At 75.7% G+C, this 15372-nt stretch carries 14 protein-coding genes; 8 read left to right on the top strand and 6 right to left on the bottom strand.

All coding sequences use genetic code 11. The features are described 5' to 3' along the window. The first annotated feature begins 282 nt into the window (after window positions 1-282). Entirely contained in the window at window positions 283-1002 is a 720-nt protein-coding gene (locus ACFY0I_RS11505; protein WP_388893234.1) for a hypothetical protein, read from the top strand. A gap of 79 nt (window positions 1003-1081) precedes the next feature. Here the strand turns inward: ACFY0I_RS11505 and ACFY0I_RS11500 are convergent, their stop codons facing one another. Further along, window positions 1082-1735 carry a hypothetical protein gene (locus ACFY0I_RS11500; RefSeq protein ID WP_388893232.1) on the bottom strand — a complete coding sequence of 218 codons (654 nt, stop codon included), beginning with the start codon at window positions 1733-1735 and terminating at the stop codon, window positions 1082-1084. Between the two features lie 225 nt (window positions 1736-1960). On the opposite strand from ACFY0I_RS11500, the gene ACFY0I_RS11495 reads away from it, so the two are divergent. After that, entirely contained in the window at window positions 1961-2494 is a 534-nt protein-coding gene (locus ACFY0I_RS11495; RefSeq protein WP_388893230.1) for an NUDIX domain-containing protein, read from the top strand. Between the two features lie 11 nt (window positions 2495-2505). Here ACFY0I_RS11495 and ACFY0I_RS11490 read toward each other — a convergent pair whose 3' ends face one another. Further along, complete coding sequence (locus ACFY0I_RS11490; RefSeq protein ID WP_388893228.1) at window positions 2506-3087, bottom strand: hypothetical protein; 582 nt, start codon at window positions 3085-3087, stop codon at window positions 2506-2508. A gap of 257 nt (window positions 3088-3344) precedes the next feature. Here ACFY0I_RS11490 and ACFY0I_RS11485 point away from each other — a divergent pair, with 257 nt between their 5' ends. Genes ACFY0I_RS11485 through ACFY0I_RS11475 form a run of 3 tightly spaced genes read left to right on the top strand, consistent with a single transcriptional unit; the run spans window position 3345 to window position 5601 of the window. Next, on the top strand, window positions 3345-3980 hold the full coding sequence (locus tag ACFY0I_RS11485) for a metal ABC transporter ATP-binding protein (protein WP_388893226.1): 636 nt from the start codon (window positions 3345-3347) through the stop codon (window positions 3978-3980). Then, on the top strand, window positions 3977-4843 hold the full coding sequence (locus ACFY0I_RS11480) for a metal ABC transporter permease (protein WP_388893224.1): 867 nt from the start codon (window positions 3977-3979) through the stop codon (window positions 4841-4843). Before ACFY0I_RS11485 ends, ACFY0I_RS11480 begins: the two co-directional genes overlap by 4 nt. Then, window positions 4801-5601, top strand: a complete 801-nt coding sequence (locus ACFY0I_RS11475) for an ABC transporter substrate-binding protein (RefSeq protein ID WP_388893222.1) — start codon at window positions 4801-4803, stop codon at window positions 5599-5601. Before ACFY0I_RS11480 ends, ACFY0I_RS11475 begins: the two co-directional genes overlap by 43 nt. Before the next feature lie 64 nt (window positions 5602-5665). On the opposite strand, the gene ACFY0I_RS11470 is transcribed toward ACFY0I_RS11475, so the two are convergent. Both ACFY0I_RS11470 and ACFY0I_RS11465 read right to left on the bottom strand, forming a co-directional pair. Then, on the bottom strand, window positions 5666-7381 hold the full coding sequence (locus ACFY0I_RS11470; protein WP_388893220.1) for a class I adenylate-forming enzyme family protein: 1716 nt from the start codon (window positions 7379-7381) through the stop codon (window positions 5666-5668). Beyond that, on the bottom strand, window positions 7378-9246 hold the full coding sequence (locus ACFY0I_RS11465; RefSeq protein WP_388893218.1) for a CoA transferase: 1869 nt from the start codon (window positions 9244-9246) through the stop codon (window positions 7378-7380). Before ACFY0I_RS11465 ends, ACFY0I_RS11470 begins: the two co-directional genes overlap by 4 nt. 144 nt (window positions 9247-9390) lie before the next feature. On the opposite strand from ACFY0I_RS11465, the gene ACFY0I_RS11460 reads away from it, so the two are divergent. Further along, complete coding sequence (locus tag ACFY0I_RS11460; RefSeq protein WP_388893216.1) at window positions 9391-10650, top strand: acyl-CoA dehydrogenase family protein; 1260 nt, start codon at window positions 9391-9393, stop codon at window positions 10648-10650. Window positions 10651-10804: 154 nt separating this feature from the next. Here ACFY0I_RS11460 and ACFY0I_RS11455 read toward each other — a convergent pair whose 3' ends face one another. Beyond that, entirely contained in the window at window positions 10805-12025 is a 1221-nt protein-coding gene (locus ACFY0I_RS11455; RefSeq protein ID WP_388893214.1) for a sugar ABC transporter permease, read from the bottom strand. Beyond that, window positions 12022-13164 (bottom strand): MFS transporter, encoded by a 1143-nt coding sequence (locus ACFY0I_RS11450; protein ID WP_388893212.1) that lies wholly within the window; start codon window positions 13162-13164, stop codon window positions 12022-12024. The genes ACFY0I_RS11455 and ACFY0I_RS11450 overlap by 4 nt, the downstream gene beginning before the upstream one ends. 289 nt (window positions 13165-13453) lie before the next feature. Between ACFY0I_RS11450 and ACFY0I_RS11445 the strand changes: the two genes are divergently transcribed. Together ACFY0I_RS11445 and ACFY0I_RS11440 are read left to right on the top strand one after the other, a co-directional pair. Next, window positions 13454-14260 (top strand): hypothetical protein, encoded by an 807-nt coding sequence (locus ACFY0I_RS11445; RefSeq protein WP_388893210.1) that lies wholly within the window; start codon window positions 13454-13456, stop codon window positions 14258-14260. A 143-nt stretch (window positions 14261-14403) separates the two neighbouring features. Then, complete coding sequence (locus tag ACFY0I_RS11440; protein ID WP_388893208.1) at window positions 14404-15105, top strand: sigma-70 family RNA polymerase sigma factor; 702 nt, start codon at window positions 14404-14406, stop codon at window positions 15103-15105. The last annotated feature ends 267 nt before the right edge of the window (window positions 15106-15372 follow it).

Raw genomic sequence — 15372 nt, 5'->3', positions numbered from 1 at the left:
GCGAGGAAGTCCGGACGCACGAAGGCCCCGGCCTCCATGAGGAGGTCGGGGCCTTGGTTCGAGCGCTGGGCAGGCCTTGCACCTGCATTCCCCCACGGGAAGTGGGGTGTCTTTCCTTGGACCACCAACGCGGGGCTTCACCACCGTGGATCACGGCCGCGAGCACAAGATCAACGATAACCCATGGATCGGGTTCCGCGCACCGCGCGGATCCGGTGGTCGGCCCGCCGCGGAGCCGTGTGACCATGTCCCCTCGGCACACACGCATCTCATGGGGGGACCATGCGCACCCGTACCACCACCGCCACTGCCGGCCTCGCCGCCGTCCTGTCGGCGTTGCTCGTCCTGACCGCCTGCACGGGCCAGGGCGACGGACCGGGCGCGGCGCGGAGTTCGGCGGCTCCTTCGCCCGCGGCCCCGCCCGCGCGGGGTGGGGCCGCCGGGTTCGACGGGCCCCTCCCCCAGGACCAGAACCTGCTGGCCTGGACCGGCGACCCCAACGACGCGGGGCACGTGACGGCCCAGTCGGCGGCCGGCGTGGGCGGCCGGGTCACCCTGGTACGGATCGTCCTGCGCGAGCAGATCACCTGGTCCAACATCTGGCTGGGCCTCGCCGGGGTGGACCCGAACGCGCAGTTGTCCAACTGCTACCTCGGCGTGTACGACGCCCGCGGCACGCTGCTCGCGACGACGGCCGACGTCTCGCCCCAGCTGATGACGGACGCGATCGCCAAGCCCTTCCCCCTCGGCAAGCCGTTCACCGCCGCCCCCGGGACCTACTTCATCGCCCTGCTGCTGAACGGCAATTGGGCGACGAACGCGCTCACCCTGAAGGCGACCGGGGCGGGCATCTCCGTCAACGCGGGACTCACGCCGCCGCAGCTGCGCTACAGCAACCTCCTGACCGGGCAGACGTCACTGCCGGCTTCCGTGAACCTCGCCGACCAGTCCACCAGCACCATCAACACGGGCTGGGCCAGTCAGTGGTACGCCATCTCCTGAGCCGTCCGGCGGACGCGACACGGCTCCCCGCGTGGAAGCGCCGGTGCGGGCCGCGTCCACGACGCGGGACATCGGGCCGTCAGGAACGGGGCGTCCGATTTCGCGGCATGAGGCCGCTGCGGCGTGCCGCCTCGTCCTCCGCGGCGGTGCCGCGGCGCTTGCCCGGGGTGGTGCGGGCGACGTAGCGGAACGGGAGGCCGCCGGGGACCGCGAGCATGCCACCGAAGCGGGGGTCGCCGGCGAACCACAGCTGGTCGTCGGCGAGTTGCCGCGGCGCGGCGGGGCCGTCCCAGCCGTCCCACGGGGGCGGGAACGAGCAGTGGCTCTGGCCGTCGGGTTGCAGCAGCACGACGCGGCCGTCCGTGCCCCACCGGCGGCCCCGCGCGCGCTGCCCCTCGCCGGCGATCACCCGGACCTCCTGCGAACGGCACGGCCACACCTGCCAGCCGTAGGTGCTCAGGGCGAGCCGCTCCTTGCGGCGGGCCCTGCGCCAGAGCTGCAACAGGCCCACCGTCACCGCGAGGACGGGGACGAGTCCGGCGGCGGTCACCGCGGCCGCCGTCGACGTGGGACCGACGAGCAGGACGATGCCGACCAGCAGGAGGAACTCGGCCGCGAGCAGGAACACCCCGCGTTTCACGCCCCGTTCGCGGCGCCGCAGGACCTCTTCGACCCCGGGGGTATCCAGGGCCGTGCCGGGCAACACCTGGTAGCCGTACTCGTGCGCCAACATCACGGTGCTCCGGTCTCGGGTAGGGATGCCGAGGAGGATACCGCCGCCGCCCGTACCACCACAGGGCCGGGACCCCACACGTTCACGCGGACCACCGCCCTCCCGGCGAGGAGTGCCGGTGCGTCCCCTTTCGGGTGCCGTGGGCTCCAACGGCCACCGGGGCGGTCGGCTCCACGGCATCGTCGGGAGCGGAACCGACAGGCCGCCCGACCGGAGGAGACCCGGATGACCGACTCGCCCGCCGCAGCACGCGGCAACGCCGCAGCCGCTCCCCCGCACCAGGACACCCCGGCGCTCCGGGACCGGTACAGCGGGGCCCGGCCCAACATCATCGGCGTGCACCTGTACCTGGAGCGCGAGGACGGCCGGATCCTGCTCGGGCTGCGCCACCCCGACTCCCGCTACGCGGGCGGTGCCTATCACTTCCTGGCGGGCCACTGCGAGCACGAGGGCGCCCTGGGCTGCCTGATCCGGGAGGCCGAGGAGGAGGCCGGGCTGACGATCGCGGCCGAGGACGTGGAGCTCGTGCACACCGTCCACCTCCTGCACCCGGGGGCGGACGGCGGACCGCCCCGCATGCAGTTGGTGTTCCGTGCGCACGCCTGGTCGGGCGTCCCGGAGGTCCGGGAGCCGGACAAGTGCCTGGAGTGGTCCTGGCGGAGCCCCGCGGACCTTCCGGAGCCGATCGTGCCGTACGCGCGGGTGGCGATCGAGGCGATCGGGCGTGGTGCGGCGTACTCCGAGATGGGCTGGGGGTGATCCGGCGGCGCCTACCGCGCGGGCCGGGCGGCCCGGGTCCGGGCGGCGCGGGCGATGCGGTGTTCGACCTCTTCGATGGTCATGGGGGCCTGGATCGCGTACACGTCGCCGACGCGGAGGCGGTCCGGTGTGCTGTACGCGCCGTAGGTGCCGATGACGGACACGGACGCCCGGGAGGCGGGCTGTCGGAACGTCCGGTAGTACGGCGCGTTCCCCTCGCCCTCCGGGACCTCCACCAGCGGGACGCCGCGCCGTTCCAGCAGCCGCCGGAGCTTCGCGAACCGGAGTCGGGGTGCGAAGCGGCCGTAGCGGGCGCGGATTTCGGCGTTGACGAGGGTGCGGTCGCGGTGGGCGAGGCGGTGTACCTGGAGGGTGAAGTGGTGCCCGGACCAGGGCAGGTCGACGCCGGCCCGGTGCCAGTGGAACTCGGCGAGGCCGTGGTCGCGGAACATGCCGGGGCCGCCGAGGTCGTTCTCGGCGAAGTCGGGCCCCAGGACCTCGGCGACGCGGTCGGGAGGGTCGGTGGGCCGCAACCCGAGGACGGTGCCGGTGGTGACGACGTCCACGTAGAACGCCAGGGAGTACGGGGTCACCGCGCGCGGCCGCCCCCGTGGGGCGCGGCGGCGCGGCGGGCGGGGCGGCGGCGGTGTCCGGTGAGCGTCATCCGTACAGCGTAGTGACGGTGCGGCGGACCGGCGGCCGTGCATCGGGGCTTCGGGGTTCGGGGCTTCGCTCGATTTCGGGGCCGGTGGCGGGAACCCGACGCGTGCGGCGTCCGACTCCTTGGGGTGTGGGAGGGCGGACACCCGGGCCGTCCCACTCCCGGCTACGGAGGATCGAGGGACGTGCGATGGGCGGGCTGGACGTACGGATGCGGGAGGTGGCCTGCCGGCACGGCCGGGTCGAGGCCGTCGCCGACGTGGACCTGGAGATCGCGGCGGGCGAACGGGTGGCGCTGACCGGAACCAACGGTTCGGGCAAGACCACCCTGCTGCGGGCCGTGCTCGGGCTGCACCGACAGGTGACGGGCTCGATCCTGGTCGGCGGTCGGGGCACCGGTTCGGCCGCGGAGTGGGCTTGGCGGCGGCGGGCCTGCGCCTGGATCCCGCAGAAGCCGGCGGCCGGCAGGTTCCCGCTCCTCGGGTCGGAGCTCCTCGCCGCCGGCGCCTCCGGGGCAGAGGCGACCGAGGCCGCCGACCGGCTGGGGGTGGGCGCGCTGACCGGGCGGCCCCTGCACACCCTCTCCGGCGGCCAGTTGCAGCGCATGTACCTGGCCCGGGCGATCGGCTGCGTCGCCGCCGGGGCCCAGGTGGTCCTGGCCGACGAGCCGACGGCGGCCCTCGACTTCGACGGCCAGTCCCGGGCCGCCGACGTCCTCACCTCACTGCCCGTGACGCTGATCGTGGTGACGCACGACCGGGCCATGGCCGGTCGCTGCGACCGGGTCCTGGAGATGGCCGCGGGCCGACTGCGGGAGGTGCGGTGACCCTCGCCGGCGCGGACCTGGGCGAACTGCTCGACCTGCTGGCCGTCCAGCGGGCCGGCCTGGCGCTGCTGCTGGCCGCGGTCGGGCTGCCGGTGATCGGTGTGGTCATCGTGGGCCTGGACATCATGCCCGTACGGTTCGCCATGATGCACGTGGCGCTGCTCGGCATCGCGGTCGGCCTGCTGACGGGCCTCGATCCGATGCTGTGCGCGTTGGTGGCCTGCGCCCTCGCCGGCGCGGGGGTCGCTCCACTGGCCCGGACACCGGACGGCTTGTCGGGGGCCATGGGGCTGCTGATGAGTCTGGCCATCGCGGCGGCGCTGCTCCTGCTGGCCGTGTCGGGGGTCAACGCCTCCGGCGCGTTCGCCCTCTTGTGGGGGTCGATCCTGTCCGTGGGGGTCGCCGATCTCGTCGTCCTCGGGGCGCTGGCCGTGGTGGTGCCCGGCCTGTTCTGGTGGCGGCGGCGCGAGATCGGGCTGCTGCTCTACGACCGTGAGCTCGCCGAGGTCTCGGGGGTGCCGGTGCGGGCCCTGACCGCGGCGCTCCTGGTCCTGGTGGCCGTGGCCGTGGCGGGGGCGATCAAACTCACCGGCGCCCTGCTCGTCGACGCCCTGACGCTGCTGCCGGCCCTGGCCGCGCGCCGGCTGGGCGGCTCGCTGAAGTCGATCACCCTGTGGGCGGTCGGCATCGGCGTCGTGGTGAACCTGACCGGGTTCGTCCTGGCCCTGTGGCTGGACTGGCCGCCCGGCCCGGTCCTCGTCCTGACGGCGGGGGCAGTCGTCCTCGCCGTGCATCTCATCCCCGAACGGAGAATCAGCTCATGGCGCCCCACCTCGTCCGAGTCCCTTCCCTCCTCGCACTGAGCGCGGCCCTCCTGTTGAGCGCCGGCTGCGGGAGCGGCGCCTCTTCCGAGGACGCCGCGCCACCTCGCGGCGGGAAGCCCGTCGTGGTCGTGACGACGACGTGGGAGGGGGCGTTCGCCAAGGCGGCCGGCGCCGAGGACATCAAGGTGATCGTGCCGCAGTCCGTGCACCACGCCCCGGACTACGACCCCAAGCCTTCCGACCTCGCCGCCGTGGCGCGGGCCGACTTCGTGCTGTACGCACCCTTCGAGCCGTACGCGGCGAAGATCAAGGAGGCGGCGGGTTCGAAGGCGAAACTGGTCGAGGTCAACCTGGACAACGACCCGGACGCGGTGCGCGCCGAGGTGGCCGAGCTGAGCCGGCTCTTCGGTACGCAGGAGGCGGCCGCGCGCTGGAAGTCCGGGTTCGACACCTCGTACGCCCAGTTGAACGAGGAGATGCGCGCGGCCTGGCCCGGGGGCCGGAGTCCTTCGGTGGTGACGCAGGTCTTCACCGCCTGGTCGGCGAAGTTGGCGGGGGCCACGACGGTGGGCACCTACGGTCCGGAGGCGGTGACCCCGGCTCAGCTCGCCGAGTTGTCCGCGAAGAAGCCCGCGCTCGTCCTCGACAACGCGCACATGTCGACCGGTACGGTGCTGCCCGACTCGGGGGCCGAGCAGGTGAAGATCGTCAACTATCCGGGGGAGGACCTCGACCTGCTGCCGGTCTACCGCAACGCCGCGGCCGAGCTGAAGAAGGCCATGGCAGGTTCATCCTGAACATCCGCTGCAATGGCGGGAATTCCGGGGCCCGGCGGCCGAGTGGCCGCCGGGCCCCGGCGCTTCATCCCGCCTGCGCGAGCGGGACGGTGTCGCTCCGGCCTTCCATGAGCCGGCCGTCCACGACCTGAGTGCTCGTCAAGATGCTTTTCAGCGCCGCCCGGTCGGGCTTGCCGGCTGCCGTCAGCGGCAGTACGTCGACGATGAGGAGCCGTTCGGGGTGCTTGGGCCGCTCCAGGCCGCGGGCGGTCAGGTGCTCGCCGAGCGAGGCGAGCGTGGGGCGCCGGGCTCCGCGCGACACGACGCAGGCCGCGAGCCGCTCCCCCATCAGCGGGTCGGGAACGCCGACGCAGACCACGTCGCGGACGTCGGGGTGGGCCGTGAGTTCGCGCTCCACCTCGGCCGGGCTGATGTTGGCGCCGCCGCGGATGACGATGTCCTTGAGGCGGCCCACGACGTGCAGGGCCCCTTCGGGGTCGAGGAAACCGAGGTCGCCGGTGCGGACCCAGCCGTCGGGGGTGCGGTAGCGGGCGTCGAGGTCGGGGGCCGCGACGTAGCACAGCGGGGTCATCGGGCCGCGCGAGACGATCTCCCCCAACTCGCCGTCGGGCAAGGGGGCGTGGGTATCGGGGTCGGCGATGCGGATTTCCGCGACCCGGGGGTCGGGTCGGCCGGCGATGACGCCGGCGCCGTCGGTCGGTGGCACCGTGTGCGCCAGCCCGGTGTGGCAGTTGACGCCGTCGGCGGACCCGTAGAGGTTCACGACCGGGCAGCCGAAGGCCTTTGCGGCGGCCGCCGCCGTGGTCTCGTCCAGGGGCGCCCCGCCGAGGACCAGGGCGGTCGGCGCGGGCAGTTGCCCGCCCGAAGCGTCGAGTCGTTCGAGCATCATGCGGACCATGGTGGGGACGCCGAGGACGTGCGTCGGCTCGTGGGCGCGCACCGCATCGATCGCGGCCTGCGGGGTGAAGTGGTCGAGCAGGACGAGGGTGCCGCCGTGCCGGGCCAGCGTGACGGAGGTGCCGTTGGAGCCGAACGCCGACGCGAGCGGTACGAGGAACAGGCAGCGCGGCGGGACGGTGCGGTCCGGGATGAGGGAGGCGAGGAAGTTGCCGCGGCCGCCGGCCAGCGCGTTGTGCGAGTAGGCGATCATCTTCGGCTCGGCTTCCGAACCGGACGAGACGAGGATCCGTGCCGCGCTGTCCGGGTCGGGCCGGGCCGGGACGAACCCGTCGGGGTCGGACCGCATGAGCTGCCGTAGGGGCACCGCTCCGTCGGGGACCGTGCCGGGGCCCGCGGCGATGACGTGGCGCAGGGCCGGCAGGGCGCCCGACAGGGTGAGCAGGTCGGCGGCGTGCCGTGCCCCGCGGTGATCGGTGACGGCGATGACGGCCACGGCCGCGGCCCGGCGCAGCAGGCACTCGGCCTCCAGCGTGCCCCGGCCCACGGGGAAGGGCAGGGCGATCGCACCGAGGGCGGCCAGTGCCAGATCGGCGATGACCGCGCTCCGGTCGTTGGGGAGTTGCACGCCGACCACCTCGCCGGGGCGGATCCCCAGGGCTCTGAGGCCGGCGGCGAGACATCGCACCTTGCGGTCGAGTGCGGTGTAGCAGAGCGCGCCCTTGGCGTCGATGACGGCGGTGCGGTGCAGGTCGGCGATCTGGCGGGCCCGGAAGAGGCTGTAGAGGTCCAGGTCGGGACAGGTGCCGTCGACGACCCAGGAGCGGCGCAGTTCGGCGGGCAGCAGGTCGTGCAGGGCGGGTGCGGTGGCGGTGGCGGTCACGCGAAGCTCCAGGGGTCGGGGACTGCGGGGGCGCCGTACGTGTCGCGGCCGATGGGGCCGGTGAGGCGCGGGTCGCGGTGCAGGGCGGACAGGTCGGTGGTGACGGCCGTCGCGGACAGGCCGTTCTCGTGGAGGCGGGTGAGGGCGTCGGCCGTGGAGCGGCCGCGCAGGTCGTCGGCGGCCGCGGAGGCGGACGCGGCGCTGTCGTCGGCGGGCGCGATCCAGCCGTCGACCGTGCGCAGCGGGCGACGGAAGCCGGCGGGCCTGCGGGGGTTGTCGCCGCGGGCGGCGCGTCGCAGGGCCGGGGCGGTCAGCAGGTCGGCGGCCCCGAGGAGGGAGGAGTCGACCCGGACGCCGCGGCCGGTGCGTTCGCGCGACAGGAGGCCCGCGAGGACGGCTTCGGCGCCGAGCAGGCCGCCGAGTACGTCGAGCAGGGTCATCAGGGAGGGGGCGGCGGGTTCGTCCTCGGGGCGCACGGCCTCGCCGACGCCGGTGCGGGCCTGGACCATGAAGTCGGTGCCCATGGGGGCGTCGTCGAGCCGGCCGGCCCAACCGCTGGTGTACGCGTACACCAGCGCGGGATTGACCGGCGCGAGGTCGTCGGCGTCCAGGCCGAGCGCGGCGGCCCTGCCCGGCGCCCAGTTGTGGAGGAAGACGTCGGCCCCGGCGGCCAGTTCCCGCAGGTGGCGACGGCCGGCGTCGGACTTGATGTCGATCTCCACAGCGCTCTTGCCCCGGTTCAGGGCGAGCCAGCGCGCGGAGACTCCGGAACAGGCGGGCGGCATGCCGCGCAGCGGGTCCCCGCCGGGCGGTTCGATGCGGATGACGTCGGCGCCGAGCAGCCCCAACAGGTGTGCGGCGAGAGGTGCTTGGATGCGGCGTCCCGCTTCCAGGACCGTCAGTCCCGCGAGCGGACGGGCGGGGGTGGGGCCGCCGGCGGGTCGAGGGATCGGGGGCCGTGCGGCGCCGGGTGCCGCGCCGGCGGTGTCCAGGGGCGCCAGCGACCAAGGGGCGGCGCCGTCGTGTTCCCCGGCGCGTTCGGCGAGGGTGCGCAGGGGGCACACCTGGGCGCCGGAGAGGACGGCGGCGCGGGTGATGCTCCGCATGGGGTGGGAGCGCGTCACCGTGTGGAGGGCGGCGGGGAGCGGCGCGCAGGCGGTGGCGTAGCGGAACTGGAAGGGGCGCCAGCCGGCGCGCAGCGCGTCGGCGGGTGCGTCCAGGGCCCGCCAGAACGCCGCCCAGGCCCCCGGGTCGAGGGTCTCCAGCTCGAAGAGCACCCCGTCGGCGGAGGTGAAGGGCGGTCCTCCCGGTGCGAGCTCGGCGGCTTCCGCCTCATCGGCCCCGGCTGCGGCGAGGTACTGGGACACCGCGAGGAGCCCGGCCCGGTCGGCGGTCGTGGTGACCTCGGCGGAGCCGCCGCCGCGGGCCTGCCCCACCAGTGCGGCGAGGAGGCCCTGGACCGTCAGGACGGCGGTGGCCGTCGTCACGTAGTCGGCCGCCAGCCCGCGCGGGCCGCCGTCGCGTCGGCCGTGCACGGCCATGATCCCGGTGGCGGCCTGGACGGTGGCCTCGTCGACGATGCCGCTGCCGGGTGATCCCCAGGTGGTGCGCGCCCGGGCCGCCTCGAAGCCGCCTCCGGCGAGGGTGAACCGGGCCGGGCCGGCCGAGGCGGCGGAGCCGGTGGTTCCGTCCGGGCGGACGGCGGCGGCGGTGGGGGCGGCGGACGCGCCGTCGGTACGGTCCGGGAGCGCGCCGAGGCCGCGTAGGTGGTCGGCGACGATGTCCGTGATCCGCGGGGGGCCCGAGGTGTCGAAGCGCAGTGTGTCGAGCGGCCGGACCGTCCGCGCGGTTGCTGGTGACGCCATGCCTCTCCTCTCCTGGCGCGGCGGTGGCCGGCGCCCGGGTGCTGGCGGGAAGCGGGAACCCGGGAGCTCGTGCGCCCGACCAGTTCCACGAACAGACAGTCGGACAGTCGTTCGTACGGGTTCCCGGGATGCAGGAGGAATGCAGTGACGGATCCGGAGTCCCCGGTCGGGGAAGCGGCACGGCCCGCTCCGCACGCGGCGGGGTTGAGGGAGAGGGTCACCCGGTTCGTCGCCGACCGTGTGGTCCCGTACGAGACGGTGCTGGACGCCGGCGGACCGGCGGCGGACGCCGCGCTCGACGCCCTGCGGGCGCGGGCCCGGGCGGACGGGTTGTGGGCGCTGCCGCTCCCTGCGGAACTCGGCGGCGGCGGCCTGTCCTTCGCGGAGTACGCCGCGCTGGCCGAGGCGGAGGGCGCGAGCGACCACGGGCCGGCCGCCCTGGGCTCCGCTTCCCTGCTCGACGTCACGATGCTGGCCCGGCACGGGGGCCCGCGGGTCCGCGAGGAGTACCTGGCCCCGCTGGTCGCGGGAACCCTCCGGGCCTGTTACGCCATGACGGAACCGGATGTTCCGGGCAGCGATCCGGCGCTGACCGGCACCCGCGCCGAGCGGTGCCCGGACGGCAGTTGGCTCGTCAGCGGCCGCAAGTGGTTCACCTCGGGAGCCGGCCGGGCCGACCTGGTGACCGTCCTGGTCCGCACCGGCGGGTCGCCCGGGGACCGCGAGGGGCTGTCCCTGCTGCTCGTGCCCACCGCCTCCGCCGGCTTCCGCGTACTGCGGGAACTGCCCGTGCTCGGCGCGGCCGGCCAGTACGAGATCGGTCTCGATCGGGTCCGGGTGCCCGCCGACCACCTCCTCGGCTCGGGCGGGGACGCCCTGTCCATCGCCGGTGAACGGCTGCAACTCGGCCGTACGCTGCGCTGCCTGCGCTGGATCGGCCAGGCGGGGCGGGCCTTCGACCTCATGTGCGGCCGGGCCGCTTCGCGCAGCGGTACGGGCGGACCGCTCGCCGGGCACCAACTGGTCCAGCAGCACGTGTTCGAAGCCCTGCTCGCGCTCCGCGGGGCCCGGCTGCTGGCCCACGAGGCGGTGGCGCTGATCGCGGCCGGACGGGACGCCCGTACGGAGGTGGGGTTGGCCAAGGTCGCCGCGGCGCGCATGCTCCAGCAGGTGACGGACTCCGCGATCCAGGTCCACGGCGCCGCCGGCCTCGGCCCGGACACCCCGCTGCCGGCCCTCTTCCGCACCGGCCGGGCCGCCCGGATCCTCGACGGCCCCGACGAACTCCACGTCACCTCGGTGGCCCGTCGCGTCCTGCGCGCCTACGCCCCGGAACGAGGCGGCCCCGCGTCGGCCGCCCCGCCGGATGACCCGGCCACGGAAGCTCCGCGGGGCGTCGGGTGATCGGGACCGCCCGCCTCCGCCGGGGCGCGCGGGACGGGGTCGCACCGGCCGGGCCCTGCCGGCGGGGGTCTGCACGCCCCGTGCGGGTGGGCGCCCGCCGGACTCGTCGCGGCGGCGGGTGGTCGGAGCGTTGGCGGGGCAGTGGCGGGGCGGGCTACAGACGGGTGAGGTCGACGAGGCCGTTCAGGGCGGCGAGGCCGAGGGCCAGGAAGAAATCGCCCCAGATCAGTTCGTGCCGGACGGCCAGGGCTCGGCCCGCGTCGTAGCAGCCGTTCAGCAGCATGCCGGCCGGACGGCCCGGCCCCTGGTCGGTGACGTGCTCCCGGACCAGGTGGCCCAGGATCGCCGCGGCCCGCTGCGCGTACCCGTCGGCGCCGGGTCCGGGCAGCAGGGCGAGCTTCAGCAGGGCGACCGCGGTGATGGCCGCCGCCGAGGTGTCGAGCGGGCCGTCCGGGTGTCCGGTACGGGCCGGCGGTACGAGCGGCCCGTACCGCGGGGTCGGAGCCGCGAGCCCGTCGGCCGCCGCCGCGAGCCGGGCGGGGCGCCGGCCCGCGACGTCCGGGAGCAGGAGGGCGTCGGCGACCGCGAGGAGCAGCCAGGCGTCTCCCCGGCTCCAGCCCGGCTCCGGTTCCGCACAGGGCCGCCAACCCGCCACCGCACCGTCGAAGCTCCAGGCGGGGGTCCGGCGGGCCCCCTCGCCCTCCTCCTGCCCGGCGGTCGCGCCGGCGTCCGGGCCGGGCGACGGCCCGGCGGCCGAATCGGCGGACGGGGCGACGGTCGCCCCGGCGCCCGCCGCGTGGTCCGCGTCGGAGCGCTGCCCCGCCTCCCGGCCCAGACAGAGGTCCAGGTGGTGGTGGAGGTGGGTGGAGGCGGCGTCCGCCCCGGCCGGGCCGGCCGCGGCGAGGAGGGGGACCAGGCCCGGTGCGGCGTCCGCCCGGGCCAGCAGGCGCGGTCCGCCGAACGCGTCGCCCCAGGGAACGATCCCGAGCGCGGGGTCGAAGGCCGACAGGCAGGCGCGGGCGGCCCGGGCGCGCAGTGCGGCGGCGTACGGATCGTCCTCGGCCGCGGCGGTCCCGTACCAGAGGATCAGGCCCCGGGTGGCGGTGTCGGCCCGCACCCAGGACGTCAGTCGGGCCGTGCACGCGGCGGCGGCCCGCCGATCGGCCGCGGCGCCGGTGGAGCGGGCCCGGAGCCACAGCAGCCCGGCCCAGAAGCCGGCGGTCCAGGAGCCGTTGCGGGTCGTCGTCCAGGTGCCGTCCGCCGGCTCGGCGAAGAGCGGGAAGCGGTCTCCGACGGCCGCCCCGGTGATCGCGACCCGTTCCAGGACGGAGTCCAGCGCGGGCCCGGCCCACCGGCCGGGTTCCGTGGCGTTCACGCCGTACGTCCCGCACGGTCGCGCCGGGCCCAGGCGAACGCGACCGCTGCCGCGACCGCGAACTCCGCCGCCACCAGCAGCCAGCCGGCCCCGTACCGGCCGCTCTGCGCGAGGAGCCCGAACAGGGGTGGTCCCAGGGCGAATCCGGCGAAGAACCCGGCCGCGACCAGCGCCGAATCCTGCCCGGCCCGGCCCGGCGCGGCGCGCTGCACGACGAGGACCATCGAGACGGCGTTGCCGGACACGGCGAACACCCCGACGGCCACCGCGCCGACCCACACCAGCGGTCCCGCGACGAGGGCGCCGCCCAGCAGGGCGGCCGCCACGAGGGCTCCGCACGCGAGCAGGCCCGGGAGCCGTTCGGCGCGGCCGGGCCGGGCCGCCTTCGACCAGCCGATCCGGCCGGCGATGCCCGCCACGCCCAGTACGGCGACCAGGGCCCCCGCCGTCGTGGGGCCCATGCCCAGACGTTGCGCCCCGAAGAGGGCCAGGTAGGTGTTGACGGAGGCGATGCCGGCGCCCAGGAAGACGGAGAACACGGCCAGCCAGGCCACCATGCCGCGCGGCGCGAGCGGACCGCGCGGCCCGGCGGGAGGTGACGGCGGGTCGGCGGGCAGGGTGCGCAACGCCCACAGGCCGGCCAGCAGGGCCGCGCCGGCCCCGGTCCACACGGCGCCGCGCCAGCCGATCCCGGCCGCGAGCACCGCCAGGGGCAACCCGGCGAAGAAGGCTCCCAGTTGGACTCCTGATTGCTTGATCCCCGTCACCGCCGCCCGCCGCGCCGGCGGTACGGACCGCAGGACGGCCTTGTTGGTGGCCGGGTTGGCCAGCGCCTGCGGTACGCCGCCCAACGCGACGGCGGCCAGCAGCAGGGCGGCGCCGGGTGCGGCGCCGATCAGGGCGAGCGCGGCGGCGGAGAGCAGCAGCAGGGTGACCAGGGACCGGCGCGGACCGATCCGGTCCACGATCCGGCCGCCGGCCGGGGACAGCACCGCCGCCGTCCCGAAACCGATGGTGGTGGCCAGGCCCAGCACGGCGGGCGATATGCCCGCCTCCCCCACCAGGCGGGGGCCGAGGGCGCCGAGGACGAACAGCTGGAGCATGGAGAAGCCCATGGCGCACGTGAGAAGGGCGGTCAACCGCCCTTCCGGTGGACCGGGTTCCCCGGCCCCCGAGATCGCCTTCGTTTCCTCCGCCACCACGAAAATCCCCCGTCCGCGCATGTTGAACCCCTCGGCATGTTGAACCTCTCGGCCGACCGGGTAGGCAGTCGGATGCGTCGGCGGATCGGTTCCCGGCGCACGTGGCGCTCGGGAGCGGCCGGAATCAGGCACGAGAACTTGTCGGGATGTGCGCAGCCCACTGCGCGGCTCGGAAGGCCGGTGCGAGGATGAGCCCGCCATGAACCCGGGCCACTGTCATCGAGCCTTGCGGGCCGCGTTGTTCGCGGCCCTGTGTGTGCTGCTCGCCGCCACCGGGCACCTCCTGATGTCGGGGAAGCCCGTGCCGTGGTGGGCCCTGGCGCTCGCGCCGGCCGCCCCCGCGGGGGCGGGTTGGTTCCTCGGCGCCCGGGAGCGCGGGCCGCTCCGGGTGACCGCGGCGGCCGTGGCCGTCCAGGCCTGGCTGCACGCGGCGTTCTCCCTGGTGCAGTCCCTGACCCAGCCCGTCCTGCCGGCGGGCACCCCGTTCGCCCGGCAGTGGGCGCAGTACCTGACCTGCGGCGGGCTGTCCGCCGCCCTGCCATCGGCGGGGGCCGCCGGAGGTGTCGGGGCGATCGGCTCGAACACCTCGGCCGGGGCGGACGGTTCGGGCTCGGCGATGTTCCGGATGGGCCCTGGTGGGGACATGTCGGCGGCAGCCGACCACCTGCACCACCCCCTGCACGACACGGCGCACGCCGCGTACACCGCGTACGCACCGTCCGCCGTGCAGGTGGGGGCCGGTGGGCACGAGATGGCCGGGATGTCACCGGCCGGCATGCTGACGGCCCACCTGTTGGCCGCCGTGCTGTGCGGTCTGTGGCTCGCCCACGGCGAACGGGCCTTCTACCGCATCGCGCGGTGCGTGGCGGCACGGCTCCGGGCGCCGTTGCGCCTCCTGTTGCGGGTGGTCGGCCCTGCGCACCGGCCTCCCGTTCCGGTGGGCCGGTCCCACCGACACCGCTCCCCGCGACGGCTGTTCCTCGTCCACGCCATCACCTCGCGGGGGCCTCCGGCGGGAACCGCTGTCCTCTGACAGCCGGTTCCCCGAGCACGCGGCGCGTCCCCGTACGCGCCCGCGTCGTGCCTCGGGCATCGGCCGTGCCGTCCGGCCGGCCGTACCCCTCACCGGTGCCGCTCCGCGCGGCGTCGGCTCCCTTGCCCTAAGGACCCGTGGCGATGACCCATGCCCTGCCCACCTTGCCCACCGTGCCCCGTCCCGTCGGCACGAGGCTCCCGCACACTCCCGACTCCGACGCGGCGGTGACCCGTCTGGCGCTGGCGGCCCGCGACGGCGACCCGGTCAAGACGGACCGGTTCGTGCGTGCGCTCCACCGTGACGTGTGGCGGTACGTGGCCTACCTCAGCTCCGATTCCCAGGCGGCCGACGACCTGACCCAGGACGTGTTCCTGCGCGCACTGCGCTCGCTCCCCCGGTTCGAGGGCCGCTCCTCGGCCCGCACCTGGCTGCTGTCGATCGCCCGTCGCACCGTGGTGGACAGCCACCGTCACGCCGCGGCCCGGCCCCGGACCGCTGACCGCACCGACTGGCAGGCGGCCGCCGAGCAGGCCCAGCCGCGGGGCGTCCCGGGTTTCGACGACGGCATAGCCCTGGCCGAGTTGCTGGCCGGCATCCCCGCCGAGCGCCGCGAGGCCTTCGTACTGACCCAGCTCCTCGGGTTGCCGTACGCGGACGCGGCCGCCGCCATCGGTTGCCCGGTCGGCACCGTCCGCTCCCGCGTGGCCCGTGCCCGCCTCTCCCTGACCGCGCTCCTGACGGACACCCCGCCGGCGCCCGCGGCCACCGCGCCCCCGGCCCACCGGCCGGTACCGCGCGCCCGTCGGGGCGCGTTGGCGGGGGCGCGGCCGAAGGCGGCCTGACGGGGGTACGGTCCGTCGCCCGCGGGGGCGGCGGACCGTACGGACCCCGCGGCGGGCGCACGCACGGCCGGAACGTCAACGCCGCACCGCCCGCCCCGACCCGCGAGGAGGTCGTCGTCCAGCTGACCCCGCCGGCCGACGCACGGCACGAAGTGGCGCGTGCCGACGACCAGGAGTACGCGGCGGCCCTCGGGGTCCTCCGCCGCATGATCGCCGACGTCGACCGCGCCACGGGCTGAGGCCGCCACCGGACCGACCGGCCACAGG

Source organism: Streptomyces sp. NPDC001568, from assembly GCF_042893755.1.
GTDB lineage: Bacteria > Actinomycetota > Actinomycetes > Streptomycetales > Streptomycetaceae > Streptomyces.
This window is presented reverse-complemented; position numbering and strand designations above follow the sequence as displayed.